Consider the following 24,265-nt stretch of genomic DNA (forward strand, 5'->3'; position numbering starts at 1 on the left):
GACTTTCCACGCGAACTAGCCCAAATGCGGGTCAGCTTTCACCCTTCCGGCCGCCGCGTGAGCGTGCCCCTGCTGAAAAATACAGACGCAGGAAGAAGGGACAAAAGCGCATTTCGATAGAGCGCCGCACTCCCCATGAGCGGCCAGAAGCGCTGGAAAGCTTTTTCCAACTCACAAGTTCCCACTTCACGCGGGGTTCTTGACGCCAGAATGAAACCGGATCGCATGGTGCGTTCCGGCGATAGTCATTGTGGCGCCCCGAAAGGTTATACCTTGACTAATTTTGAATCGCTTGGTGTCTCCAAGCCGATCGTCGCTACTTTGTTCCAGCTCGGCATCGAAACGCCGACGCCGATCCAGGAACATGCCATTCCCCTCCTCCTCGAAGGCCGCGACCTGATCGGCCTTGCCCAGACCGGCACCGGCAAGACCGCCGCTTTCGGCCTGCCGCTGATTGAAAAGCTGCTTGCCGACGAACGGCGTCCCGACAACCGCACGACGCGGACGCTGATCCTGGCCCCAACCCGCGAACTGGTGAACCAGATCGCCGAGAGCCTGAAGAAGTTCATCCGCAAGTCGTCGCTGCGCATCAACGTCGTCGTCGGCGGCGTCTCGATCAACAAGCAGCAGCTTCAGCTCGAAAAGGGCACCGACATCCTCGTCGCCACGCCGGGCCGCCTGCTCGACCTCATCAATCGCCGCGCGATCACGCTGACCACGGTCCGCTACCTCGTGCTCGACGAAGCCGACCAGATGCTCGACCTCGGCTTCGTGCATGATCTGCGCAAGATCGCCAAGATGGTGCCGAAAAAGCGCCAGACCATGCTCTTCTCGGCCACCATGCCGAAGGCGATCGCCGATCTCGCCGGCGAATATCTCGTCGATCCCGTCAAGGTCGAAGTCACGCCTCCCGGCAAGGCTGCCGACAAGGTCGAACAGTACGTCCATTTCGTCGGCGGCAAGAACGACAAGACGGAACTGCTCCGCAAGTCGCTGACTGAAAACCCTGACGGCCGCGCCATGGTCTTCCTGCGCACCAAGCACGGTGCGGAGAAGCTGATGAAGCATCTCGAAAACATCGGCTATTCCGTTGCCTCGATCCACGGCAACAAGAGCCAGGGCCAGCGCGAACGGGCGCTGAAGGCCTTCCGCGACGGCAGCATCAAGACGCTGATTGCCACCGACGTCGCTGCCCGCGGCATCGACATCCCTGCTGTCAGCCACGTCTACAACTACGACCTGCCTGAGGTGCCTGACGCCTATGTCCATCGCATCGGCCGCACGGCACGCGCCGGCCGCGACGGTATCGCCATCGCTTTCTGCGCTCCCGACGAAGCCAAGCTGCTGCGTGATATCGAGCGCCTGATGGGCATCGACATCACTGTCGCAAGCGGCGAACCGCCGGCCAACATCAGCGGCGGACCCCGCCGTGCCAACGGCAATGGCAACAACCGCAATCGCAATGGCGGCCAGGGTCGCGAAGGTCAGGGTCGTGGCGAAGGCCGTGGCGACCAGAACCGCTCGGAGCATCGCGGCAACCGTCAGGAACGCCGCCCGCGCCGCGAAGGTGAAGGCAGCGAAGTCCGCGCCGGCGGCGAGGAGCGTCGCCCGCGTCCGGAGCGCCCGACCGGCCGCAACGAGGATTTCCGCGGTCAGCGCCGCGGTGAAGCGACCCCGGATCTCGGCCCCGACAACGATCTGGCCTCGACCTCCGATTTCCGCTCCTCTGCAAAGCCACAGCGTCCGGCCCATCACGGCGCCCATGCCAATGGTGAGCCGAGCGGTCATCACCGCGGCAACAGCCGTCACGCCCATGGCCGTCCGGCCCGCAAGCACGGCGAGGACCGCGGCCCGCAGCAGGCCCAGGCCGGCGAACCGCGCCGAGACGGCAACGGCGGCAACCGTCGCGGTGGCTCCGGCTCCCGCAACGGCGGTGGCCAGCGCCGCGAACGCGCCTGATCGTTGAACGACTGAAAAACGGAAAGGCCGGGGATATCTCCGGCCTTTTTGTTATCTAGCGCATCGGCCCGAAAATCGGAATCGATTTTCGGAAAGCACGATGCGAGGATTGAAAGAGTTAGAGCGTCCTTTGTGCGTCCGAAAGGACGCACGGCGCTCTAAACCTCCGCAGGCCTATGCTCGCTGAACGCCTTGCGGTTCGTGAGATAGACGCCTGTCACGACCACCACGGTGCCGACGATCAACGGCAGGGTCAGCGGTTCTCCGAAGGCGATGAAGGCTTCGAGAGCGACCGCTGGCGGCATCAGGTAGATAAGCGAGGCGGCGCGTGACACCTGGCCCCGACGGATCAGATGAAGCAGCAGCCCGACGCCGCCCATCGACAGGCCGAAGACCGACCAGGCAAGCGCGCCATAGGCCTGCGCGGCGCCGTCGAAATGCTGATGCTCGAAGATCAGCGAAAGCGGCAGGGTGAGGATCAGTGCGCCGATATATTGCAAGGTCGCGATGGTTCTGAGGTCGCCGGATTGCAGGTGCTTCTTTTGATAGAGCGTGCCGTAGGTGACGGACGCCATGGCGACCAGGTTGATCGCCAGCGGCAGGGCGGCATGCGTGAGATCGACGGTCGCCGGATCGAGCAGCTTCGGCGAAATGGCGATGGCAATGCCGATGAAGCCGAGAGCAAGGCCGAGTTTCTGTGTCTGCTGCAGCCGCTCGCCGATAAGGAAGGGAGCTGCCATCGCCGTCAGCAACGGCTGCAGCGCCGCGATGATGCCCGATATGCCGGCCGGCACGCCATTGGCGATCGCCCACCAGAGACCGGCGAGATAGAAACCATGCAGGAAGAAGCCGGAATAGACGGCGCGCAGCGCCGCCGCCCGGCTGTTCGGCCATTGCGCCCGCACCGCCAGGCAGAGCGCTAGAAATGCCGCCGCCGACAGCGCATAGCGTATCGAAAGAAAGGTGAAGGGCTCGGAATGCAGCGAGGCGTATTTCGCCACCACCCAGCCCGTGGACCAGAGGAGGACGAAAACGGCGGGGGCAAGGCGATCGAGGGACATGGGCTGCTCGAGAGATAGAGGGTCGCCGTGCTGATAGCCCCACGCGGCGGCTACGGTCAAAAGCGAATCGTTGATGCTTATCTGAAATTGCGCTTATGCAGCGACCCAATGGCGGTTACTACGCAGGGCAGCGAGCCCCGCACACATGACCATATTCGATCGCCTTGGCCGAACGAAAAACGATCACATGCCCATATTTTGCCCAAGCCTGCGGATCGGTAATCAGTCATGCCGCATCGCATCACTTTAAATGCCCAGATTTTCACCCGTTTCCCGCAGCGCAAAATCTTTTCCTCGAACTGCGCATGGTTCTTGCATTGCCATTTGCGTTGTATTCAAATGAACAAAAAGGGGAGCCGAGCCTTTGGCATTTGATGAAATGATTACCGGGGACGAAAGTCCTCGCGCGCCTTATGAAAAATACTTCGAGTGGTACAACAGCCAAGACCGGGCGCATCTGATAGCCAAGTCCCGCGATGCGGAAAACATATTCCGGAAGACCGGCATCACGTTCGCGGTCTACGGCCACGCCGACAGTTCCGAAAAGCTCATCCCTTTCGACATCATTCCTCGCATCATCTCCGCCCGCGAATGGCGCAAACTCGCCCAAGGCATCGAGCAGCGGGTGATCGCGCTTAACGCCTTTCTGGACGATATCTATCATAAGCAGGAGATCATCCGCGCTGGCCGCGTTCCGCGTGAGCTGATCGAGAACAACGTCACCTTCATCCCCGAAATGATCGGTTTCCGGCCACCCGGCGGCGTCTACACCCACATTGTCGGCACCGACATCGTGCGCACCGGAGAGGACCAGTTTTACGTGCTGGAGGATAATGCCCGCACGCCCTCCGGTGTCAGCTACATGCTGGAAAACCGGGAAACCATGATGCAGATGTTCCCTGAGCTCTTTCATGAGAACAAGGTGCAGCGTGTCGAGGATTATCCCTACCTGCTGCGTCAGAGCCTCGCCTCGCTCGCCCCTCCCGGCTGCAAGGGCAAGCCGCGCGTCGCCGTGCTGACGCCGGGCATTTACAACTCCGCCTACTACGAGCATTCCTTCCTCGCCGACATGATGGGCGTCGAACTGGTCGAAGGCTCGGATCTGCGCGTCATCGACGGCAAGGTGAAGATGCGGACGACACGCGGTTACGAAGCGATCGACGTGCTCTACCGCCGCGTCGACGACGACTTCCTCGATCCCCTGACTTTCCGGCCCGATTCCGCACTCGGCATTCCCGGCATCATGGATGTCTACCGCTCCGGAAACATCACCATCGCCAATGCGCCGGGCACCGGCATTTGCGACGACAAGGCAATCTACTCCTATATGCCCGAGATCGTCGAATTCTATACCGGCCGCAAAGCGCTGCTCGAAAACGTGCCGACCTGGCGCTGTTCGGAAGCCGACAGCCTGAAATATGTGCTGGAGCATCTGGAAGAGCTGGTGGTCAAGGAGGTGCACGGCTCCGGCGGCTACGGCATGCTGGTCGGCCCGACGGCATCGAAGAAGGAGCGCGCCGATTTCGCCGAGAAGCTGAAGGCCAAGCCGAACAATTACATCGCGCAGCCGACGCTGTCGCTCTCCACTGTGCCGATCCTCGTCAACAAGGGCATCGCGCCGCGCCATGTCGACCTTCGCCCCTATGTGCTTGTATCCGACAAGGTGCAGATCATTCCGGGTGGTCTCACCCGCGTGGCGCTGAAGCAGGGCTCGCTGGTGGTCAATTCCAGCCAGGGCGGCGGCACCAAAGACACCTGGGTATTGGAGGACTGATGCTCGGAAGAACCGCAAACGGCCTATACTGGATGTTCCGTTACATCGAGCGCGCCGAAAATATCGCCCGCCTCGTCGATGCTGGACTGCGCATGTCGCTCACCCGCAGCAGCGCAGGCGATGACAACTGGGATGGCGTGCTGCAAAGCGCTGGGGTGCGCGAGGCATATGACGAGGGCCACACGAAGCTGACGAATGCCGACGCGATCGACTATCTGCTGCGCGATCGCGCCAATCCGTCGAGCGTCATGTCCTGCATCGAGTCCGGCCGCAACAATGCCCGCATGGTGCGCACGGCGCTGACGCGGGAGACTTGGGAAGCCACCAACGAATGCTGGATCGACTTGAAGTCGCTGCTCGAAAAGCGCGTCAAGGCGGCCGAAATGCCCGAGGTGATCGATGTCATCAAGCGCCGCGCCGGCCTCATCCGCGGGGCCTTCCATGGCTCGACACTGCGCAACGAGCTCTATAATTTTGCCCGCATCGGCACCTTTATCGAGCGGGCCGACAATACCAGCCGCATCCTCGACGTGAAATATTACGTGCTGCTGCCCTCGGTCTCGGCCGTCGGCTCCTCCCTCGACAATGTGCAGTGGGAATCGATCCTGCGCTCGGTCTCCGCCCACCGCGCCTATAGCTGGGCCTATGACGGCGAATACCGGGCGATGAACATCGCCGACTTCCTGACCCTCAATGTCCAGATGCCGCGCTCGCTTGCCTATTGCTACGAGAAAATCGTCAGCAATCTCGGCTATCTCGCCCAGGATTACGAGGAGCGGCTCCCTGCCCACGATACCGCGGATGCGATCCGCAAGACACTGCAGACGAGGGCGATCCGGGATATCATGGATCAGGGCCTGCACGAATTCCTGGAGGATTTCGTCTCGCGTAACAACAAGCTCGGCGCGGAAATTTCCGACGGCTACCGGTTCTATGTATAAGCGGATAACAATATGAGACTGAAGATCAGCCACCTCACCGAATACCGCTACGACGGACCGACGCAGTTCTCGCTGCAAAGGCTGCGGCTGACGCCGCCGACGAGCCCCGCTCAGAAAGTGCTCGGCTGGGCGCTGAACGTCGAGGGCGCCACGCCCGAAGTGGAATATGACGACCAATACGGCAATCACGTCAATCTGGTCTCGCTGGAAGGCGAGCAGGATGTGACGCGTATTCTCGCCGAAGGCGAGGTCGAGACGGAGGACAATAACGGCGTCACCGGCCCGCATACCGGCTTCTGCCCGCTTTGGCTCTTCCTGCGCGACACGCCGCTGACCAAGGGCGGCAAGTTGGTCAAGGAACTGATCAAGGGCATCGGTGGCGATAACGAGCTTGCCCGCATGCACGCGCTGATGGCTGCAATCCACGAAACGGTCGACTACAAGCCCGGCACCAGCAACACCGAGACGACGGCCGAACAGGCGCTGGAGAAGAAGAGCGGCGTCTGCCAGGACCATGCGCATATTTTCATTGCCGCCGCCCGCGCCTTGCAGGTGCCGGCGCGGTACATCTCCGGTTATTTGATGATGGAAGAGAAGATCGAACAGGCTGCGACCCATGCATGGGCCGAAGCCCATATTCCCGGCCTCGGCTGGGTCGGCTTCGATCCCGCCAACGAGATCTGCCCGGATGCGCGCTACATTCGTGTCGCCTCCGGCCTCTGCTATCGCGACGCCGCGCCGATTTCAGGCATGCGCATCGGCACGCCGGGCGAAACGCTGTCGGTTACAGTGAAGGTCGAGGACGGCGGACAGATGCAAAGCCAGAGCCAGAGTTGAGTGGACCGCAAAGATAGCTTTATCGCACCCTGCGATGGGGGCCGATAGAATACCTGCCGAGTTTGGCCGCGAAACAAACATGTTCGACTTAAATATATAGACTGACGGTCCCGAATTTCCGCCTGCTTGCGGGATGCGCCGCACGTCATAATTGCCGTTCGTCAATTTTTCATTGCAGACTAACTCTATTTTAAGGCCGCAGGCACAAGCTTGTCTGCGGCGACGCCTGATGTATTTCGGCAGGCGCCGTCTAAGAAGCGGCATGATGCAGGCTTTCATGATGATGTTGAGCTGCCGGCACGGATGAGGCGACGATCGCGGCCCCTCCGATGAGGCAGCCTGTTTGTTTGCTTCTGGGATTTAACAGGATCGTCCCATGCCTCTTCTTATCGTCGACGACAGCGAATCCAGCCTTCTCGCCCTTGAGACCGCGGTCCGTGGTTTCGCCGGCTGTGTGGTCGAAAGCTTCACCAATCCACTCGAAGCCCTTGCTCGCTGCCAGGCCGTCGATTTCGACGTCGTGCTGATCGATTATATGATGCCTGAGATGAACGGTATCGAGATGATCCGCAGGTTGCGCCGCCAGCCGGGCTATGAGGATGTGCCCGTCGTGATGATCACCTCGCAGGCGAAGCGGTCGGTTCGCCTGGAAGCGCTGGCGGCCGGCGCTACGGATTTTCTCGCCAAGCCCTTCGACCCCTTGGAACTGCAGGCGCGCGTCCTCAATCTGATGGCCCTGCATAAGGCCCAGCTGGCGCTTGCCGACCGGGCGAAATCACTCGACATGGCCTTCCGCCACGCCACCGAACAGGCCGATATGCGCGAGCAGGAGATCATCTGGTGCCTTGCCCAGGCGATGGCCTCGCGCGATGGCAACACCGGCGACCATATCGAGCGCGTCGCCAATATCGCCGAGCTGATCGCCGAAGGCCTCGGCCTCGACCGCATCCAGCGGCGCAACATCTATCTCGCCGCTCCCTTGCACGATATCGGCAAGATCGCCATTCCCGATGCCATCCTGCAAAAGCCGGGTAAGCTCGAGCGGCACGAGATCGAACGCATGCGCGAGCATGTCCCGATCGGCGTCGCCATTCTTGCCAACAGCTCCGCCGAGCTTTCGCGCGTCGCGACCGCCATCATCGCCGGCCATCATGAGAAATGGGACGGAACCGGCTATCCCAAGGGCCTGTCCGGCGACGCGATCCCGATCGAAGCGCGCATCGTCGCAGTCGCCGACGTCTTCGAAGCGCTCTGTTCCGATCGACCCTACAAGCAGGCCTGGCCGATCGAGCGAGCCTACGAGGAAATCATCGCCTGCAGCGGATCGCATTTCGACCCGGCCTGCGTTGCCGCTTTCCGTCGCAAATGGCCGGCGATCCGTGCGCTCTTCGAACATGGCGTCGACGAGGATCGCAGCATGGCGATCTCGAACGGCTGATTGCCGTTAGCCCAGAAAACCGGCGGACAAAAAAAGCGGGGTGATGCCCCGCCTTTTCCAATCTTGGATAGCCCGATTAGTGGCTGTCTTTGCCGACCGCGTTTCCGCGACATCCCTTGAGGAAATCGAGGTCGGCGCCGGTATCGGCCCCTTCGACATGCTGCTGATGCAGGAAGGCATAGCCGGATGTGGGCAGATCGTGGTTCGGCTGCCACTCGGCGAGCCGCCGCGCCATTTCCTCATCGGAAATGTCGAGATGCAGACGACGGTTCGGCACATCAAGCTCGATCATGTCGCCGTTTTTCACGACCGCGAGCGGCCCGCCGACAGCCGCTTCCGGCGATGTGTGCAGCACGACGGTACCGTAGGCCGTTCCGGACATGCGGGCGTCGGAAATGCGCACCATGTCGAGGATGCCTTTCTTGAGCACCTTCGGCGGCAACCCCATATTGCCGACCTCGGCCATCCCAGGATAGCCCTTCGGCCCACAGTTCTTCATGACCATGATGCAGGTTTCGTCGATGTCGAGGTTATCGTCGTTGATCTTGGCCTTGTAGTCGTCGATATCCTCGAAGACAACAGCCCTGCCCCGGTGCACCAGCAGATGCGGCGAAGCCGCCGAAGGCTTCAACACCGCGCCCTTCGGCGCGAGATTGCCGCGCAGCACGACGATGCCGCCCGAAGCTGTCAGCGCCTTTTCGGCCGGTAGGATAACGTCTTCGTTCCAGTTGACGACGTCCTTGACCTCGTCCCAGACGGTTTCGCCGGATACCGTCAGCGCATCCTTGTGCAGGAGGCCCGCCTCGCCAAGGCGCTTCAGCACCACCGGCAGGCCGCCGGCATAGAAGAACTCCTCCATCAGGTACTTGCCCGACGGCATCAGGTTGACGATGGTCGGGACATCACGGCCACAGCGGTCCCAGTCGTCAAGCGAAAGATCGATGCCGACACGGCCGGCGATGGCGAGCAGGTGGATGACGGCGTTGGTCGATCCGCCGATGGCCGCGTTGGTGCGGATGGCATTCTCGAAGGCCTGCTTCGTCATGATCTCGGAGGGCTTCAGGTCGTCCTTGACCATCTGCACGATACGCCGGCCGGTAAGCTGCGCCATGACCTTGCGGCGGGAATCGACGCCCGGGATCGCGGCGTTGCCGGAGAGCGCCATGCCGAGCGCCTCGGCCATGGAAGCCATGGTGGAGGCAGTGCCCATGGTGTTGCAGGTGCCCGACGAACGGCTCATCGAGGCTTCCGCCTCGAGGAATTCGGCCTGCGTCATCTCGCCGGCCTTCACCATTTCGGAAAACTTCCACAGATGCGTGCCCGAGCCGACCCGTTCGCCGCGGAAATAGCCGTTCAGCATCGGCCCGCCAGTGACGACGATCGAAGGCAGGTCGCAGGAAGCCGCCCCCATGATAAGCGACGGCGTGGTCTTGTCGCAGCCGACCAACAATACGCAGCCATCCATCGGCTGGCCGCGGATCGCCTCTTCCACCGCGAGCGCGGCAAGATTGCGGTACATCATCGCGGTCGGGCGGAAGGTGTTTTCGGATGCCGAGAACACCGGCACCTCAAGCGGGAAGCCGCCGGCCTCCCATACGCCCGCCTTCACCTTTTCGGCGAGCTCTCTGAGATGACCGTTGCACGGGGTCATATCCGACCAGGTGTTGAGGATGCCGATCACCGGCCGGCCATCGAACAGGTCGTGCGGATAACCCTGGTTCTTAAGCCAGCCGCGGTGATAGATCACGTCGCGGCTCGTACCGCCGTACCATTCCTGCGACCTCAGCTTGCGCGGCCATTCCGCTTTCTTTTTCATCGTCTCTATCCTTCGGGATATCGCCGGAACGCCTCGTACGGCCCGGTTCATCGCATTTGTCTCAAGCCAGCGTGTAGGCGGTCTTGACGGTTGTATAGAATTCGGCAGCGTACTTGCCCTGCTCGCGCGGGCCGTAGGACGAGCCCTTGCGGCCGCCGAAGGGAACGTGGAAATCGACGCCGGCGGTCGGCAGGTTCACCATCACCATGCCGGCCTCGGAATTGCGCTTGAAATGCGTCGCATGTTTCAGGCTCGTGGTCGCGATGCCGGCGGAGAGCCCGAACGGCGTGTCGTTGGCCGTCGCCAGCGCCTCGTCGTAATCCTTGACCCGGATCACCGACACCACAGGTCCGAAGATTTCCTCGCGCGAGATCCGCATCTGGTTGGTCGCTTCGGTAAACAGCGTCGGCTGCAGATAGAAGCCGGGCGTGTCGCGGGAGATCACTTCGCCGCCGAAGGCGAGTTTCGCGCCTTCTTTTCTACCGATCTCGATATAGTCGGTATCGGTCTTCAGCTGCCGCTCATCGACGACGGGACCGATATGGGTGCCGGCCTTCAGGGCGTTGTCTACGACGAGCGTCTTCAGCTTGTCGGTCAGCGCCGCGACGAACTTGTCATGGATGCCCTCGGTGACGATGAGGCGCGACGACGCAGTGCAGCGCTGGCCTGTGGAGAAGAAGCCTGAATTGGCGGCCGCCTCGACGGCGACGTTGAGATCGGCATCGTCGAGCACGACCATCGGGTTCTTGCCGCCCATTTCCAGCTGGAACTTGCGGTTATGCTCGATGGAGGCAGCGGCGACGCGCCTGCCGGTGCCGGTGGAACCGGTGAAGGTGATGCCGTGAACGTCGGGGCTTTCGAGCATGGCCTGGCCGACGACCGAGCCCTTACCCATGACGAGGTTCAGCACGCCCTTCGGCAGGCCGGCGCGATGCAGGATATCGACGATCGCCCAGGAACAGGCGGGCACCAGTTCGGCCGGCTTGAAGACGATGGTGTTGCCGTAGCAGAGCGCCGGCGCAATCTTCCAGGCGGGAATGGCGATCGGGAAGTTCCACGGCGTGATGATGCCGATGACACCAAGAGCCTCGCGGGTGATCTCGATACCGATATTCGGACGAACCGACGGCAGGACCTCGCCGGCCAGCCTCAGCGCCTCACCGGCGAAGAATTCGAAAATCTGCGAAGCGCGGATAACCTCACCGGTAGCTTCCGGCAGCGTCTTGCCTTCTTCGCGGGCAAGCAACGCACCTAGCTCGTCCTTGCGCGCCATGATCTCGTCGCCGGCCTTCTTGAGGATGACGTGGCGCTCCCAGATGCCCGAACGCGACCAGGCCGGGAAAGCGGCCTTGGCCGCAGCGATGGCGTTTCTCGTGTCATCAGCGCTACCATCGGCATAGAGGCCGACGACCTCATTTGTATCCGACGGGTTGATGTTCTTCGTCGCGTTCGAGCCGACCCATTCGCCGGCGATCAAGTTTTGATAAATGGTCATGGGCTTAACAAGCCTCCTTTACCGTTACGAGCAAAGATCCGGCCGCCAATGCGGCCAGGTCTTGTATTCAGAGCTGCCTGACGGCGATCTCTTCCTCGGCGGCTACCTTGAGCGGATTACGGAGCGATAGGCCGAATTCGGCGACTTCGATCTCGAAGACATCGCCCTCTTCGGTCTTGACGCCATCGGCAAAGGAAAGGGTCGCCGTGCCGAACATATGGACGTGAACATCGCCCGGAACACGGAAGAGGCCATATTTGAAGTGGTGATATTCCAGATTGGCGAAGGTGTGCGACATGTTCGCCTCACCGGACAGAAACGGCTTTTCGAAAATCACCTTGTCGCCGCGCTTGATGCGCGAGGTGCCGCGAATATCGTCCGGGGCCGCGCCGATGCGGATTTCCGGACCATAGGCGGCCGGGCGCAATTTCGAGTGGGCCAGAAAGAGATAGTTGATCCGCTCGGTGACGTGGTCCGAAAATTCGTTCGACAGCGCAAAGCCGATGCGGAACGGCGTGCCGTCCTTGGCGATCACGTAAATGCCAGCCATTTCAGGCTCTTCGCCGCCGTCGAGCGCGAAAGAGGGCGAGATGAGCGGCGCGCCGGGGGCCGCGGCGCCATAGCCGTTGCCCTTGTAGAACCACTCGGGCTGGACGCCCTTTTCGCCGGCCTTCGGCTTGCCGTTCTCGAGGCCCATCTTGAACATCTTCATCGAGTCCGTGAGGGTTTCCTCAGCGGCCTCGGTGGTCTTCTTATGCATGGAATCGCGCGTTGCCGCCGAGCCCAAATGCGTCAGGCCGGTGCCGGTCAGATGCAGGTGGGCGGCATCGGGATGGGTGATCGGCGGCAGGAAGCGACCGTCCGCATAGGCCTTTTCGAGATCGACGGCATCGCCGTAGCCATGCGCTTCGATGACTGAGGCAAGCGACTTGCCGCCGTCTGCGGCTTCCATCGCCAGCGCATAGACGCTGACGGCGTTCTTGACCGACCTGGCAGCGCCGCCCGCCTCGCGCACGGCGACGATGATCTCTCCGTTTGCACCCTTGATCTGTGAAATAAGCACGTTACTCATCCTTTTCCTTTGGCGATGGCACAGCTACGCCTCTCCGGCTCCATGCGGAGCCGGAATTCAGGTTTCTTATGACTGCGATGCGGGTGCCGAGCTAAGCTCAGCCCTTGTTCTTATTGTAAACGTCGAAGAACACGGCAGCGAGAAGCACCGCACCCTTGACCATCTGCTGCGAGTCGGTGCCGAGACCGTGGATCGACATGCCGTTGTTCATGATGCCCATGATCAGAGCGCCGATAACAGCGCCGGTCACCTTGCCGACGCCGCCCTGGGCGGATGCGCCGCCGATGAAGCAGGCCGCGATCACGTCGAGTTCAAGACCGAAGCCGCCCTTGGCCGTCGCCGAGTTGAGACGCAGGGCAACGATCAATCCGGCCAGTCCGGCAAGCAGGCCCATGTTTGCGAACGTCAGGAAGGTCAGCCGCTCGGTGTTGATACCGGAAAGCTTCGTCGCCTTCTCATTGCCGCCCATGGCGTAGATGCGGCGGCCGATCGTCGTACGGCGGGTAATGAAGGCATAGGCAGCAACCAGAACGAGCATAACCATCAGCACATTCGGGAAGCCGCGATAGATCGACAGCTGGTAGCCGAGCGCCAGAATGGCGAGGGTGACGAGGGCGTTCTGGGCGAGGAAGAAGCCCAGCGGCTCGACGTCATTGCCATGCTTTTCATTCGACAGGCGCTTGCGCCATGCCAGATAGAAGAGGGTTACGGCGCCGACAACGGTCAGAATGATCGAGGTCGAGTTGATGCCGCCCATATCGAAAGCGTTCGGCAGGAAGCCGATGCTGATCAACTGGAAAGCCGGCGGGAAAGGACCGATGCTGGTGCCGGTCCCCGATGCCGTCATCACGAACAGCGTCAGGCCGCGGAAGACCAGCATGCCAGCCAGCGTGACGATGAAGGACGGGATCTTGTGATAAGCGACGAAATAGCCCTGGATGCCGCCGACAAGCGCGCCCATGGCGAGACATACGATACCCGCCAGGACATAGTTGGTGTGCCATTGCACCGTCATTACGCCGGCGATAGCGCCGATAAAGCCGACGACGGAACCAACCGAAAGGTCGATATGGCCGGCAACGATCACCAGCAGCATGCCGAGCGCCATGATGACGATGAACGAGTTCTGCAGAATGATGTTTGTCAGGTTGAGCGGCCTGAAGAGTACGCCACCGGTCGAGAACTGGAAGAACACCATGATCGCGATGAGCGCGATAAACATGCCATATTCGCGGATGTTGCCGCGAACGTAGTCTCCGATGGAGACGACACGCCCTTGCTCAGCGATGGGTTGATTGATCGGTGTCATTGTTTCTTCTCCCCTGAGCGCATGATAGCGCGCATGATGGTTTCCTGGCTTGCTTCTCCCTTCGGCAGTTCCGCGACGATGCGTCCTTCGTTCATCACGTAGATGCGGTCACACGTACCAAGCAGTTCGGGCATTTCCGATGAGATCATCAGAACGCCCTTTCCATCGGCGGCAAGCTGGTTGATGATAGTATAGATTTCGTATTTTGCGCCAACATCGATGCCGCGCGTCGGCTCGTCGAGGATCAAAATATCGGGATTGGAGAACAGCCATTTCGACAGCACCACCTTCTGCTGGTTGCCGCCGGAAAGATTGACCGTCTCCTGGAAGATGCTGGAGGAACGGATGCGCAATTTCGACCGAAAGTCGGTCGCAACCCGCGCCTCCTTGAAGCTGTCGATAACAGACGCATTCGACACCGCCTTCAAATTGACGAGCGTCGTATTGTGCAGGATCGTGTCATTGAGCACGAGGCCGAGCTGCTTGCGGTCTTCGGTGACGTAGGCGAGCCCTGCATCGATTGCCTTGCGCACGGTGCTGACGTCGACCGGCTTGCCGTGCATCAGCGCCTCGCCCGAAACCTTGTGGCCATAGGCCTTGCCGAAGAGGCTCATGGCGAATTCGGTGCGCCCTGCCCCCATCAGGCCGGCGATGCCAACGACTTCGCCCTTGCGGACGGTGACGTTGATATTGTGCAGGACCTGACGATCGCGGTGCTGCTGGTGGTAGGCGTTCCAGTTCTTCACTTCGAGAATGGTTTCGCCGATCGGCACCGAACGCGGCGGATAGCGGTCTTCAAGATCGCGGCCGACCATGTTGCGGATGATGATATCTTCGCTGATCTCGTCCGCATGACAGTCGAGCGTCTTGACGGTCATCCCGTCGCGCAGGACGGTGATCTGGTCGGCGACCTTGCGGATCTCGTTCAGCTTATGGGAAATGATGATCGAAGTGATGCCCTGCTTGCGGAACTCGATCAGCAGATTGAGGAGAGCGTCGGAATCGCGTTCATTGAGCGAGGCTGTGGGTTCGTCGAGGATGAGCAGCTTGACGCTCTTCGAGAGGGCCTTGGCGATCTCGACGAGCTGCTGCTTGCCGACGCCGATATCAGTGACCAGCGTGTTCGGAGATTCGGACAGGCCTACTTTCTTCAGCAGCTGCTTCGTGCGGTTGAATGTCTCGTCCCAGCTGATGACGCCGCTCTTGGCATTCTCGTTGCCAAGGAAGATGTTTTCGCCGATCGACAGCAACGGCACGAGCGCCAGTTCCTGGTGAATGATGACGATGCCGATTTCTTCGGAGTCCTTCAGGACCTTGAAGTTGCGCGTCTCGCCTTCATAGACGATGTCGCCTTCATAGCTTCCTGTCGGATAGACGCCTGATAGCACCTTCATCAGGGTCGATTTGCCGGCCCCGTTTTCGCCCACCAATGCGTGGATCTCACCCTGGCGAACCTTGAGGTTCACATTTTCCAGCGCCTTGACGCCCGGGAACGTCTTGGTGATGCTCCGCATTTCGAGGATTGTATTGTCCATAGTCAAAGTTCCAGCGCCTGCAGCCGTCAACCAGCCGGGCGATCATAAAATCGAAGACCGGAACCCGCAAGCGCGGGCTCCGGTCCTTCTCATTACTTCAGCTTGTCTTCAGAGTAGTAACCGCTGTCGACGAGGATCTGCTTGTAGTTGGTCTTGTCGACGGCAACCGGCTTCAGCAGATAGGACGGAACGACCTTGACGCCGTTGTCGTAGGTCTTCGTGTCGTTGACCTCAGGCTCCTTGCCGGACATCACGGCATCGACCATGGCAACGGTGACCTTGGCGAGTTCGCGGGTGTCCTTGAAGATCGTCGAGTGCTGTTCGCCAGCAATGATCGACTTGACCGACGGGATTTCAGCGTCCTGACCGGTGACGATCGGGAGCGGCTGAGCCGCAGTACCGTAACCAACGCCCTTCAGCGAGGAGATGATACCGATCGACAGACCGTCGTAAGGCGACAGAACGGCATCGACCTTGGCGTCGGTGTAGTTGGCCGAGAGCAGGTTGTCCATGCGGGCCTGGGCCGTTGCCGGATCCCAACGCAGCGTGCCGACCTTGTCCATGCCGGTCTGGCCGGACTTCACGACGAGCTTGCCGCTGTCGATGTAGGGCTGCAGAACGGACATTGCGCCATCATAGAAGAAGAAGGCGTTGTTGTCGTCCGGCGAACCGCCGAAGAGTTCGATGTTGAACGGGCCCTTGCCATCCTTGAGGCCGAGGCCGTCAACGATGGAGCCAGCCTGCAGAACGCCGACCTGGAAGTTGTCGAACGTCGCGTAGTAGTCGACGTTGCCCGAATCGCGGATCAGACGGTCATAAGCGATGACCTTGATGCCGGCGTCGTGTGCCTTCTGGAGAACGTCGGAAAGCGTCGTACCGTCGATCGAAGCGATGACGAGAACCTTGGCACCCTTGGTGACCATGTTTTCGATCTGCGAAAGCTGGTTCGGAATGTCGTCGTCGCCATACTGCAGGTCAGTGCCGTAACCGGCAGCCTGGAGCTGCTTGACGATGTTGTTGCCGTCGTCGATCCAGCGGGCAGAAGCCTTGGTCGGCATCGCAATGCCGACAGTGCCCTTATCCGCGGCCAGAGCCGGTGCAACGAACGAAGCGACGCCGAAGGCAGCCGCAGCCATCAATGAGATAATGGATTTCATTTCTCTCTCCCTTGTTAATAGAGCAGCGGACGAAAAATCGCCCGCCCCGAAACTGTGGCAGGTTCCGTATTGGATAGTTACTTCAGATGGTGAGAAACGAAGTAGGTCTCCTCCACGATCTCACACGTGTTGAGTGCCAACCAGCACACGGCGGCAAACTGGTATGGATTCCTATAACTGTCAAATAGAATAAGTGCTAACGTGCATAACAATTTTGGTATATCGTTAAAAAGTATTACTTTTGATGGAGCGCAGCGAGGAGGCTGCAACCATGACGGTTATTTCCGAGCCATTTTCGATGGATCATGTCGATATCCACAGTGATAATTTCGGCGATGACAACCTTTTGCGTGCAGGACTTAAGCTGAATCACCTGCGGATGATCGTCGCAATCGAAGATAGTGGACAGATTTCCGCAGCTGCGGAAGTCCTGAACATCTCGCAGCCCGCCGCGTCACGGATGTTGTCCGAAATGGAATCAATCACCAAGACATCGCTCTATGAGCGCGTGGCCCGCGGCGTGGTGCTGACGACCTTCGGCGCAGCGCTAGCGCGAAGGGCTCGGAAGATCCTCCTGGAGCTGCGTGAGGCGAGCCGCGAGATCGGCGAATTGAAAAGCGGCAAGGGCGGCTCGGTCTTCATCGGCTCGGTGACGGCGCCGGCCATGAGCCTCGTCGTGCCGGCGATCAACAAGGTGCGCAAGGCCTATCCGGGCATCGAAATCAACATCCAGGTGGAGACGAGCAACGTGCTTGCCCGCGAACTGCTCGCCGCCCGCCATGACTTCATCATCGGCCGCATTCCCGATGATCTCAACCCGCGCCTGTTCGAGGTGACGGAGATCGGCATCGAGCGGGCTTGCCTGATCGTGCGCAGGTGCCATCCACTCATGAAGCAGAAGAGCAGCAGCCTTTCCGACGTCAGGGATTACGACTGGGTGTTCCAGCCGCCGGGCACGCTGCTGCGCCGCACGATCGAAGACGTTTTCCTATCGCGTGGCGTGGCGCTGCCGGAAAATATCGTCAACACCTCTTCGCTACTTCTGACCTGCGCCATCATCTGCGAAACCGATGCGATCGCTCCGGTCGCCGTCGACGTCGCCCAGTTCCTTGCCAGCCAGGGCTCGAATGCCTCGGATGTGCGCATGCTGCCGATCGATTTCGACATCAACGTCAAGCCCTACAGCATGATCACGGCCAGGGAACGGGCGCTGCCGCCAAGCGCAAGGCTGCTCTACGACATCATCCTCGAGGAGAGTCGCAATCAGGCGGGCTGACGACAGCCGCAAGCCCTGCGCCATCTTGCTCTCTTCTAATGGGTCTGGGCAATTCCAGCAAAAGTGTGCAGCGATTTTCCCAGGAATTGCGTGAACAAGAAGATAGAGCATTTCCGTGGTTCGAAGAAAAACGGAAATGCTCTCAAGGAAGGCGGGATGCTGTTCGGACAGTCGGTATTTCAATCAGTCCTCGAGCGGCTGAAGGCAGAGGACGAGACGGCCGAAGACGCCGAAGCGCCGGCTGCCCATCGCGTCTCCGGCCTCGGCACCGGGCTTGCCTTCGATGTCATGGAGGGCGTCTCGGCTGCCTCGCAACGCGTCGGCCAGGCCTATTTCGACAATCTGGATCTCGATGCTGCCGCTGGGGTCGTGGAAAAGCCGGCGCCTGCGCCTCCACCCGAACCCGTCATGCCGGATCATCTCGTCCGCACGACACCGCAGGAGGTTGCCGCCGAACTGGCGATCTCCGCCGCCGATACGCCGCTGACGCTCCGTGAAAAGCGCCGCGCCTTCGCGCGCGCCAATCATCCCGATGGCGTAGAATTGCCCTTCCGCGACAATGCGACGAAGCGCATGATGCTGGCCAATCTGCTGATCGACGAAGCGCTGCGGCGATTGAGCCGCTGACTATTCCGCCTGCCCGTCCTTAGAAGGTTTTTCAGCGGTCGCCGCGGGTTCGTCCTCGTCCTCGGCGTCAGGCTGCACGGGCGGCTCGATGGCCGGGGGCTGCGGATTGAAGGTCCAGAACAGCATATAGAAGGAATAGGCACCTGCCCCGCCGGCCAGCACCGCCCAGAACGGATCGCCGGTGACAAGTTCGACCACGGCCCAGCCGAAGCAAACGGCAACGATGGCAATCCGCACCCAGAGGCGCCGATATGCCGGATGATTCGGATCGATGAGTTTCATTCCTGCCCCGCGGTCGCATTTGTCGCACTGCCGTCGGCCCGTGCCGCGATTGTCTCTAGAGCCTTTCCTGGTCAGATTAAAGTATTCTCTTGGCTGAAAGGCCGGGCATCTTTCCGCCAGGATCGGAGGCGATCAGCTCTGCCCTGACCAAAATCTGCTCCGGCAGAATACGTCAATCCGACCATGAAAGGCTCTGGTTCGAATCTTGCAAATGTGAAAGATCCGCGGGCTTGACGCGGTCCACAGAAGATGGAATGAAAATTCCAGAAATTTGGCAATTCGGTTTATTTGTTCCGAATTCAAGGGAGGTTAGAATGACAGTGAGATTTGGTCTTCTCGGCGCCGGCCGCATCGGCAAGGTCCATGCAAAGGCCGTCAGCGGCGACGCCAATGCAAAGCTCGTCGCGGTCGCAGACGCTTTCCCGCAGGCTGCCGAAGCGATCGCCTCCGCCTATGGCTGCGAAGTCCGCACCATCGAGGCGATCGAGGCCGCCAAGGATATCGACGCCGTCGTCATCTGCACGCCGACGGATACCCATGCCGATCTGATCGAGCGCTTCGCCCGCGCCGGCAAGGCGATCTTCTGCGAAAAGCCGATCGATCTCGACGTCGCCCGCGTCAAGGCCTGCATCAAGGTGGTGGAAGAGACCGGCGCCAAGCTGATGGTCGGCTTCAACCGCCGCTTCGACCCGCATTTCATGGCGGTGCGCAAGGTCATCGACGAAGGCAAGATCGGCGATGTCGAGATGGTGACGATCACCTCGCGTGACCCCGGCGCCCCGCCGGTCGATTACATCAAACGCTCCGGCGGTATCTTCCGCGACATGACGATCCATGACTTCGACATGGCCCGCTTCCTGCTCGGCGAAGAACCGGTGTCGGTTTTCGCGACCGCTGCCGTGCTCGTCGACAAGGCGATCGGCGAAGCTGGTGACTATGACAGCGTTTCGGTGATCCTGCAGACCAAGTCCGGCAAGCAGGCCATCATCTCCAACTCCCGCCGCGCCACCTATGGCTACGACCAGCGCATCGAGGCACACGGCTCCAAGGGCCTCGTCTCGGCCGAAAACCAGCGCCCGGTCTCGATCGAAGTCGCAAACGGCGAAGGCTACACCCGCCCGCCGCTGCATGACTTCTTCATGACCCGTTATACCGAAGCCTATGCCAACGAGATCGCCAGCTTCATCGCCGCGATCGAGAAGGGCTCCAAGATCTCTCCATCAGGCGCCGATGGTCTCGCAGCGCTCGCGCTCGCCGATGCCGCGGTCCAGTCCGTCAAGGAAGGCAAGCTTATCAAGATCGGCTGACGGCCCTCTCCCGACCGGAAGCCATGCATGAGATGGCCGGGCACCAGCCCGGCCATTTCGCGTTTGATGACACCCGCAGGTGCGTGAACCGAAGACCCCTCCCCAACCCCTCCCCACAAGGGGGAGGGGCTAAGATGCCGCGCCCGCGGCTTTCCATTTCACGGTTTCATCCGCAGAAGGGTTGACGCTTGCCTCAGTCGGCTACCGCACGTTAGTCCCTCCCCCTTGTGGGGAGGGGTTGGGGAGGGGTTTCTGCAGCCGTCGGAGCACAGCAGGCTCTCTCCCTCAACCCGATGCCTGGATTCCCTGAACGCCCGAGAGAACGATATCCTCGTCGATCACCGACAGCGCCCGGTTCAGATGTCCTTCAAAGACGAGGATCTGCTCGTCGGCCACCACCCTGATCTCGGGCATGCCTTCCATGCGCACGATGTGCGACTGCCCCAGACCCTCTTCGATCCCCTGCCGAAGAAGGTCGTAATAGCGCGTGCCCGGCCCGGTGATGGCGATCGGCATGCGCTCCGTCAGGCTCAGCATGCGCGACAGCCCGTTGCCGAGCGCCAGCCCCGCCTGGCGAAAGGCGAAGGCGGGGACGCGGTGGCCCTGGCGCGCCTTGGCGGCGATCTTGTCCAGTTCCGCCACCGGCACGAACTTTGCCGGAATCGTATCGAGCGGCACCTCGAAGGCGCTGCGCAGGATCGCGTAGAAACCGGCATAGGCCTCGATGCAGCCGCGCGTGCCGCAGCGGCAGAGCCCACCATTGGCCATGTGCAGCATGTGCCCGAAATTGGGCGCCGATATCTCCTGCCCTGTCTGGTTCCCGCGCCTGACGATGCCGAGCCCGACGCTATGGCCGAGCGAAAGGGCGGCGAGCGAGCGGAAATCAGCGCCCTTTACCATCTCTTCACGCGCGCCGAGCGCTGCTGCGACCAGCAGCGTCTCGTTGTCGAGGATCACCTTGGCCTGCCATTCCGGCCGGAGTGCCGATTCGAAATCGATCTGGTCGCTGCCGAAGATCGGCGACCAGACGAGAACCGGCTCGGTGGAATTGACCAGCCCCTTGCTGCTGATCGAGATCAGCAGCACCTTTTCCTGCGAAATCTTCGAACGATCGAGAATACGAAAAAGCCCGGCCCGCACCGCAGCGACGAAGCGGGCAGCACCTGCCGGATCATGCGAACGTTCCTCGCTGAAGCGGTCGATCAGCTTGCCGGCATAATCGACCAGCGAATATTGCACCGCATCCGAGGAGATGATGACGACGATGAGATAGCCGCAATCGCGTCGCTGGCGCAGCAGCACGCGCGGCCGGCCGCGGCCGCTTGCCGGCTGGTGTTCCGATTTTTCGATGATCTGGGCTTTTTCCAGCTCAGTGGTGATGGCCGAGATGGTCGCCGATGACAGCCCGGTGAAATCGGATATCTCGGTATGCGCGAGCGCACCGTGGCGACGCAGCACGGACAGCACGAGCACGCTGTTTCTCTGCCTGACCAGCTCCGTGCTCGACTTGGTCAGCATGAATGCCGCCCTCTCTCCCTGCTTGCTCCACCCTTGGTTTCCACTGCATCTCCAGCCGATGTTTCGCAAGGAAATTAAGCTGGCAGTGCAGTGTTGACAGTTGAAAAAATCTCTGACACTAAATTTCTCGACTGTCGAGAAAAAAATCCGAACCTTTCTCGACAGCTATTCGCGGTGGCCGGAGGAAGCATGGGCTGGGCCGGTCGCAATCCACTCGGGAGGACATTATGAAGTCTATTTTGAAATTGATGGCAGGTGCTGCCATCCTCGTTTCCGTGCATACCGCTGCCATGGCTGCCGATCTCGTCGTCGGTGTTTCCTGGTCGAATTTCCAGGAAGAACGCTGGAAGACGGACGAAGCCGCCATCAAGAAGGCTCTCGAAGCCAAGGGCGCCAAGTATATTTCCGCTGACGCGCAGTCTTCTGCCGCAAAGCAGCTTACCGACGTCGAATCGCTGATCTCGCAGGGCGCCAACGCGCTGATCATTCTCGCCCAGGACTCCGATGCAATCGGCCCGGCCATCGAGAAGGCCGCCGCGGAAGGCATCCCCGTCGTCGGCTATGACCGCCTGATCGAAAACCCGGCTGCCTTCTACATCACCTTCGACAACAAGGAAGTCGGCCGCCTCCAGGCTGAGGGCGTTTTCAAGGCCAAGCCGGAAGGCAATTACGTCTTCATCAAGGGCTCGTCTTCCGATCCGAATGCCGACTTCCTGTTCTCGGGCCAGCAGGAAGTGCTGAAGGCCGCCATCGACGCCGGCAAGATCAAGAATGTCGGCGAGGCCTATACTGACGGCTGGCTGCCGGAGAACGCTCAGCGCAACATGGAGCAGTTCCTGACCGCCAACAACAACAAGGTTGACGCCGTCGTCGCATCGAATGACGGCACCGCCGGTGGCGCAATCGCTGCTCTCGACGCACAGGGTCTTGCCGGTTCCGTTCCGGTTTCCGGCCAGGACGGCGACAAGGCAGCCCTCAACCGTATCGCTCTCGGCACGCAGACGGTTTCCGTCTGGAAGGACAGCCGCGAACTCGGCAAGCGCGCCGCTGAAATCGCTCTCGACCTGGCCGGCGGCAAGGACATGAGCAAGATCGACGGCGCCCAGGCTTTCAAGGGCGGCCCCAAGGGCGTCGAAATGCAGTCGGTCTTCTTGAAGCCGCTTGCGATCACCAAGGAAAACCTGAACGTCGTCATCGACGCCGGCTGGATCTCCAAGGCGGAAGCGTGCCAGGGCGTCAAGGCCGACAGCGTCGCTGCCTGCAAGTAAGCCAAGGCTTGTAAACTGGAATTGCCGGCGCCGCAGCGGAACACCGTTGCGGCGCCGGATGCGGATGAGAATTCCAACGATGAAGTTTTCTCCGCCTCGCCGCACCATCGCGGGTTTTCATTCCCTGCCGGAAGGGTGTCGCGACGCCACGCGACCGGTTTCCGGAAGCATCGCGATGGTGAGTTGAAGAACAGACGCATGACGCCGATGGCAGCCTCTAGCACTCCGGCGCGTCCGTCCAAACAAAGTGGGGGAACGGCAAACCCATGGCCGAAATGGTAAAATCCACAACATCAAGCGGACCGCGAGCGGCGGAAGCCAGTCCGGTGACCCGCTTCTTCCGCGCCACCGAGATCGACACGCGTCTGCTCGGCATGATCGGCGCGCTGATCATCATCTGGATCGGTTTCCACATCATCACCGGCGGCCTCTTCCTGACCCCGCGCAATCTCTGGAACCTCTCGGTCCAGACGACCGACATCGCCGTCATGACGACGGGCATGGTGCTGATCATCGTCACCCGCAATATCGACCTTTCGGTCGGTTCCGTGCTCGGCCTCTGCGGCATGATCATGGGCGTGACGCAGGCCAAGATCCTGCCGGAATATATCGGCTTCGACAGCCCCTTCACCTGGGCGATCACGCTGCTGGTCGGATTGGCGGCAGGCTGCCTGATCGGCGCCTTCCAGGGCATCATCATCGCCTTCCTCAACGTTCCCTCCTTCATCGTCACGCTCGGCGGCCTGCTCGTCTGGCGCGGCGCCACCTGGCTCGTCACCAGCGGCCAGACGGTTGCCCCGATGGACCAGACCTTCCGCATCATGGGCGGCGGCGCCGAGGGCTCGATCGGCGCCACCTGGAGCTGGATCGTCGGCATCTGCGCCTGCCTCTTCGTCATCGCAAGCATCGTCGGCTCACGCCGGCAGCGCCGGCGCTTCGGTTTCCCGCGCCGGCCGATGTGGGCTGAATATTTCCTCGCTGTCCTGAGCTGCGTGCTCATCCTCGGCGCGGTCTGGATCGCCAACAGCTATTACTGGCCGATCAACATCGCCAAGAAATATGCCGAGACCAACAATATTCCCTGGCCCGAAACCGGCATGGATATCCCCTACGGTATCGCCGTGCCGGTGTTGATCGCGATCGTCGTCGGCATCATCATGACCTTCATCGCGACAAGGCTGCGCTTCGGCCGCTACGTCTTCGCAATCGGCGGCAACCCCGAAGCGGCCGAGCTCGCCGGCATCAAGACCCGCTGGGTCACCGTGCGCATCTTCGCGCTGATGGGCATTCTCGCGGCCATTGCGGCGGCGATTTCCACCGCGCGCCTCAACGCCGCAACGAACTCGCAGGGTACGCTCGACGAGCTCTACACCATCGCCGCCGCCGTCATTGGCGGAACGTCGCTAGCAGGCGGCACCGGCACCATCGCCGGCGCCATGCTCGGCGCGCTCGTCATGCAGTCGCTGCAGTCGGGCATGGTGCTCGCACATGTCGATACGCCGCTGCAGAGCGTCGTCGTCGGCACCGTCCTTGTCGTGGCGGTCTGGCTCGACACCGTCTACCGCGCCCGTGCCAAGTGAGAGGAGCCCTAGA

At 61.0% G+C, this 24,265-nt stretch carries 19 protein-coding genes; 10 read left to right on the top strand and 9 right to left on the bottom strand.

Translation table 11 applies throughout. The annotated features are described in order from the left end of the window. Positions 1 to 225 precede the first annotated feature (225 nt). A complete protein-coding gene (locus ELH03_RS15780) occupies positions 226 to 1,959 on the top strand; it encodes a DEAD/DEAH box helicase (RefSeq protein WP_128412332.1) in 1,734 nt (577 codons plus the stop codon). A 158-nt stretch (positions 1,960 to 2,117) separates the two neighbouring features. On the opposite strand, the gene ELH03_RS15785 is transcribed toward ELH03_RS15780, so the two are convergent. Beyond that, positions 2,118 to 3,020: a DMT family transporter gene (locus tag ELH03_RS15785; protein ID WP_130766501.1), complete on the bottom strand. Its 903-nt coding sequence runs from the start codon at positions 3,018 to 3,020 to the stop codon at positions 2,118 to 2,120. 364 nt (positions 3,021 to 3,384) lie between these two features. On the opposite strand from ELH03_RS15785, the gene ELH03_RS15790 reads away from it, so the two are divergent. The 4 genes from ELH03_RS15790 to ELH03_RS15805 all read left to right on the top strand — a co-directional run bounded on the left by ELH03_RS15790 (position 3,385) and on the right by ELH03_RS15805 (position 8,010). Beyond that, positions 3,385 to 4,794 (top strand): circularly permuted type 2 ATP-grasp protein, encoded by a 1,410-nt coding sequence (locus tag ELH03_RS15790; RefSeq protein ID WP_105006978.1) that lies wholly within the window; start codon positions 3,385 to 3,387, stop codon positions 4,792 to 4,794. Beyond that, positions 4,794 to 5,735, top strand: coding sequence for an alpha-E domain-containing protein (locus ELH03_RS15795; protein ID WP_018446778.1), 942 nt, complete (start codon positions 4,794 to 4,796; stop codon positions 5,733 to 5,735). The genes ELH03_RS15790 and ELH03_RS15795 overlap by 1 nt, the downstream gene beginning before the upstream one ends. Positions 5,736 to 5,747: 12 nt before the next feature. Then, positions 5,748 to 6,572: a transglutaminase family protein gene (locus ELH03_RS15800; protein ID WP_018495269.1), complete on the top strand. Its 825-nt coding sequence runs from the start codon at positions 5,748 to 5,750 to the stop codon at positions 6,570 to 6,572. 376 nt (positions 6,573 to 6,948) lie between these two features. Continuing rightward, on the top strand, positions 6,949 to 8,010 hold the full coding sequence (locus ELH03_RS15805; RefSeq protein ID WP_128402069.1) for an HD domain-containing phosphohydrolase: 1,062 nt from the start codon (positions 6,949 to 6,951) through the stop codon (positions 8,008 to 8,010). Between the two features lie 76 nt (positions 8,011 to 8,086). Here ELH03_RS15805 and araD read toward each other — a convergent pair whose 3' ends face one another. The 6 genes from araD to chvE all read right to left on the bottom strand — a co-directional run bounded on the left by araD (position 8,087) and on the right by chvE (position 16,394). Beyond that, positions 8,087 to 9,826, bottom strand: a complete 1,740-nt coding sequence (gene araD / locus ELH03_RS15810) for an L-arabinonate dehydratase (RefSeq protein WP_018495271.1) — start codon at positions 9,824 to 9,826, stop codon at positions 8,087 to 8,089. Positions 9,827 to 9,887: 61 nt separating this feature from the next. Then, positions 9,888 to 11,321, bottom strand: a complete 1,434-nt coding sequence (locus ELH03_RS15815) for an aldehyde dehydrogenase family protein (RefSeq protein ID WP_018481569.1) — start codon at positions 11,319 to 11,321, stop codon at positions 9,888 to 9,890. Between the two features lie 67 nt (positions 11,322 to 11,388). Then, positions 11,389 to 12,384, bottom strand: coding sequence for an AraD1 family protein (araD1, locus tag ELH03_RS15820; RefSeq protein WP_164902074.1), 996 nt, complete (start codon positions 12,382 to 12,384; stop codon positions 11,389 to 11,391). A 106-nt stretch (positions 12,385 to 12,490) separates the two neighbouring features. Further along, positions 12,491 to 13,702, bottom strand: coding sequence for a multiple monosaccharide ABC transporter permease (gene mmsB, locus ELH03_RS15825; protein WP_003561801.1), 1,212 nt, complete (start codon positions 13,700 to 13,702; stop codon positions 12,491 to 12,493). Continuing rightward, complete coding sequence (gene mmsA, locus ELH03_RS15830; protein ID WP_128402071.1) at positions 13,699 to 15,237, bottom strand: multiple monosaccharide ABC transporter ATP-binding protein; 1,539 nt, start codon at positions 15,235 to 15,237, stop codon at positions 13,699 to 13,701. Before mmsA ends, mmsB begins: the two co-directional genes overlap by 4 nt. A gap of 92 nt (positions 15,238 to 15,329) precedes the next feature. Continuing rightward, positions 15,330 to 16,394, bottom strand: a complete 1,065-nt coding sequence (gene chvE, locus ELH03_RS15835; RefSeq protein ID WP_003561803.1) for a multiple monosaccharide ABC transporter substrate-binding protein — start codon at positions 16,392 to 16,394, stop codon at positions 15,330 to 15,332. Between the two features lie 271 nt (positions 16,395 to 16,665). Between chvE and ELH03_RS15840 the strand changes: the two genes are divergently transcribed. Beyond that, on the top strand, positions 16,666 to 17,670 hold the full coding sequence (locus tag ELH03_RS15840; protein ID WP_128412304.1) for a LysR family transcriptional regulator: 1,005 nt from the start codon (positions 16,666 to 16,668) through the stop codon (positions 17,668 to 17,670). Between the two features lie 156 nt (positions 17,671 to 17,826). Beyond that, complete coding sequence (locus ELH03_RS15845) at positions 17,827 to 18,297, top strand: hypothetical protein (RefSeq protein ID WP_128412303.1); 471 nt, start codon at positions 17,827 to 17,829, stop codon at positions 18,295 to 18,297. On the opposite strand, the gene ELH03_RS15850 is transcribed toward ELH03_RS15845, so the two are convergent. After that, complete coding sequence (locus ELH03_RS15850; RefSeq protein WP_105006986.1) at positions 18,298 to 18,579, bottom strand: hypothetical protein; 282 nt, start codon at positions 18,577 to 18,579, stop codon at positions 18,298 to 18,300. Positions 18,580 to 18,893: 314 nt separating this feature from the next. On the opposite strand from ELH03_RS15850, the gene iolG reads away from it, so the two are divergent. Then, positions 18,894 to 19,886: an inositol 2-dehydrogenase gene (gene iolG, locus ELH03_RS15855; protein WP_003561807.1), complete on the top strand. Its 993-nt coding sequence runs from the start codon at positions 18,894 to 18,896 to the stop codon at positions 19,884 to 19,886. Between the two features lie 285 nt (positions 19,887 to 20,171). Here the strand turns inward: iolG and ELH03_RS15860 are convergent, their stop codons facing one another. Next, on the bottom strand, positions 20,172 to 21,404 hold the full coding sequence (locus tag ELH03_RS15860) for an ROK family transcriptional regulator (RefSeq protein WP_128411222.1): 1,233 nt from the start codon (positions 21,402 to 21,404) through the stop codon (positions 20,172 to 20,174). Between the two features lie 227 nt (positions 21,405 to 21,631). Between ELH03_RS15860 and xylF the strand changes: the two genes are divergently transcribed. Both xylF and ELH03_RS15870 read left to right on the top strand, forming a co-directional pair. Continuing rightward, positions 21,632 to 22,672 (top strand): D-xylose ABC transporter substrate-binding protein, encoded by a 1,041-nt coding sequence (gene xylF / locus ELH03_RS15865; protein WP_018073829.1) that lies wholly within the window; start codon positions 21,632 to 21,634, stop codon positions 22,670 to 22,672. Between the two features lie 266 nt (positions 22,673 to 22,938). Beyond that, on the top strand, positions 22,939 to 24,252 hold the full coding sequence (locus tag ELH03_RS15870) for a sugar ABC transporter permease (RefSeq protein WP_128411221.1): 1,314 nt from the start codon (positions 22,939 to 22,941) through the stop codon (positions 24,250 to 24,252). Positions 24,253 to 24,265 lie beyond the last annotated feature (13 nt).

Source organism: Rhizobium beringeri (genome assembly GCF_004306515.1).
GTDB lineage: Bacteria > Pseudomonadota > Alphaproteobacteria > Rhizobiales > Rhizobiaceae > Rhizobium > Rhizobium beringeri.

What these genes read in the sequence shown, in the direction of transcription:
- araD (WP_018495271.1), bottom strand. Translation starts at nt 9,826, where the DNA reads ATGAAAAAGAAAGCGGAATGGCCGCGCAAGCTGAGGTCGCAGGAATGG.
- ELH03_RS15795 (WP_018446778.1), top strand. Translation starts at nt 4,794, where the DNA reads ATGCTCGGAAGAACCGCAAACGGCCTATACTGGATGTTCCGTTACATC.
- xylF (WP_018073829.1), top strand. Translation starts at nt 21,632, where the DNA reads ATGAAGTCTATTTTGAAATTGATGGCAGGTGCTGCCATCCTCGTTTCC.
- ELH03_RS15780 (WP_128412332.1), top strand. Translation starts at nt 226, where the DNA reads ATGGTGCGTTCCGGCGATAGTCATTGTGGCGCCCCGAAAGGTTATACC.
- ELH03_RS15845 (WP_128412303.1), top strand. Translation starts at nt 17,827, where the DNA reads ATGCTGTTCGGACAGTCGGTATTTCAATCAGTCCTCGAGCGGCTGAAG.
- ELH03_RS15850 (WP_105006986.1), bottom strand. Translation starts at nt 18,579, where the DNA reads ATGAAACTCATCGATCCGAATCATCCGGCATATCGGCGCCTCTGGGTG.
- ELH03_RS15805 (WP_128402069.1), top strand. Translation starts at nt 6,949, where the DNA reads ATGCCTCTTCTTATCGTCGACGACAGCGAATCCAGCCTTCTCGCCCTT.
- ELH03_RS15870 (WP_128411221.1), top strand. Translation starts at nt 22,939, where the DNA reads ATGGCCGAAATGGTAAAATCCACAACATCAAGCGGACCGCGAGCGGCG.
- mmsA (WP_128402071.1), bottom strand. Translation starts at nt 15,237, where the DNA reads ATGGACAATACAATCCTCGAAATGCGGAGCATCACCAAGACGTTCCCG.
- iolG (WP_003561807.1), top strand. Translation starts at nt 18,894, where the DNA reads ATGACAGTGAGATTTGGTCTTCTCGGCGCCGGCCGCATCGGCAAGGTC.
- ELH03_RS15860 (WP_128411222.1), bottom strand. Translation starts at nt 21,404, where the DNA reads ATGCTGACCAAGTCGAGCACGGAGCTGGTCAGGCAGAGAAACAGCGTG.
- ELH03_RS15800 (WP_018495269.1), top strand. Translation starts at nt 5,748, where the DNA reads ATGAGACTGAAGATCAGCCACCTCACCGAATACCGCTACGACGGACCG.
- ELH03_RS15785 (WP_130766501.1), bottom strand. Translation starts at nt 3,020, where the DNA reads ATGTCCCTCGATCGCCTTGCCCCCGCCGTTTTCGTCCTCCTCTGGTCC.
- ELH03_RS15840 (WP_128412304.1), top strand. Translation starts at nt 16,666, where the DNA reads ATGACGGTTATTTCCGAGCCATTTTCGATGGATCATGTCGATATCCAC.
- mmsB (WP_003561801.1), bottom strand. Translation starts at nt 13,702, where the DNA reads ATGACACCGATCAATCAACCCATCGCTGAGCAAGGGCGTGTCGTCTCC.
- ELH03_RS15815 (WP_018481569.1), bottom strand. Translation starts at nt 11,321, where the DNA reads ATGACCATTTATCAAAACTTGATCGCCGGCGAATGGGTCGGCTCGAAC.
- chvE (WP_003561803.1), bottom strand. Translation starts at nt 16,394, where the DNA reads ATGAAATCCATTATCTCATTGATGGCTGCGGCTGCCTTCGGCGTCGCT.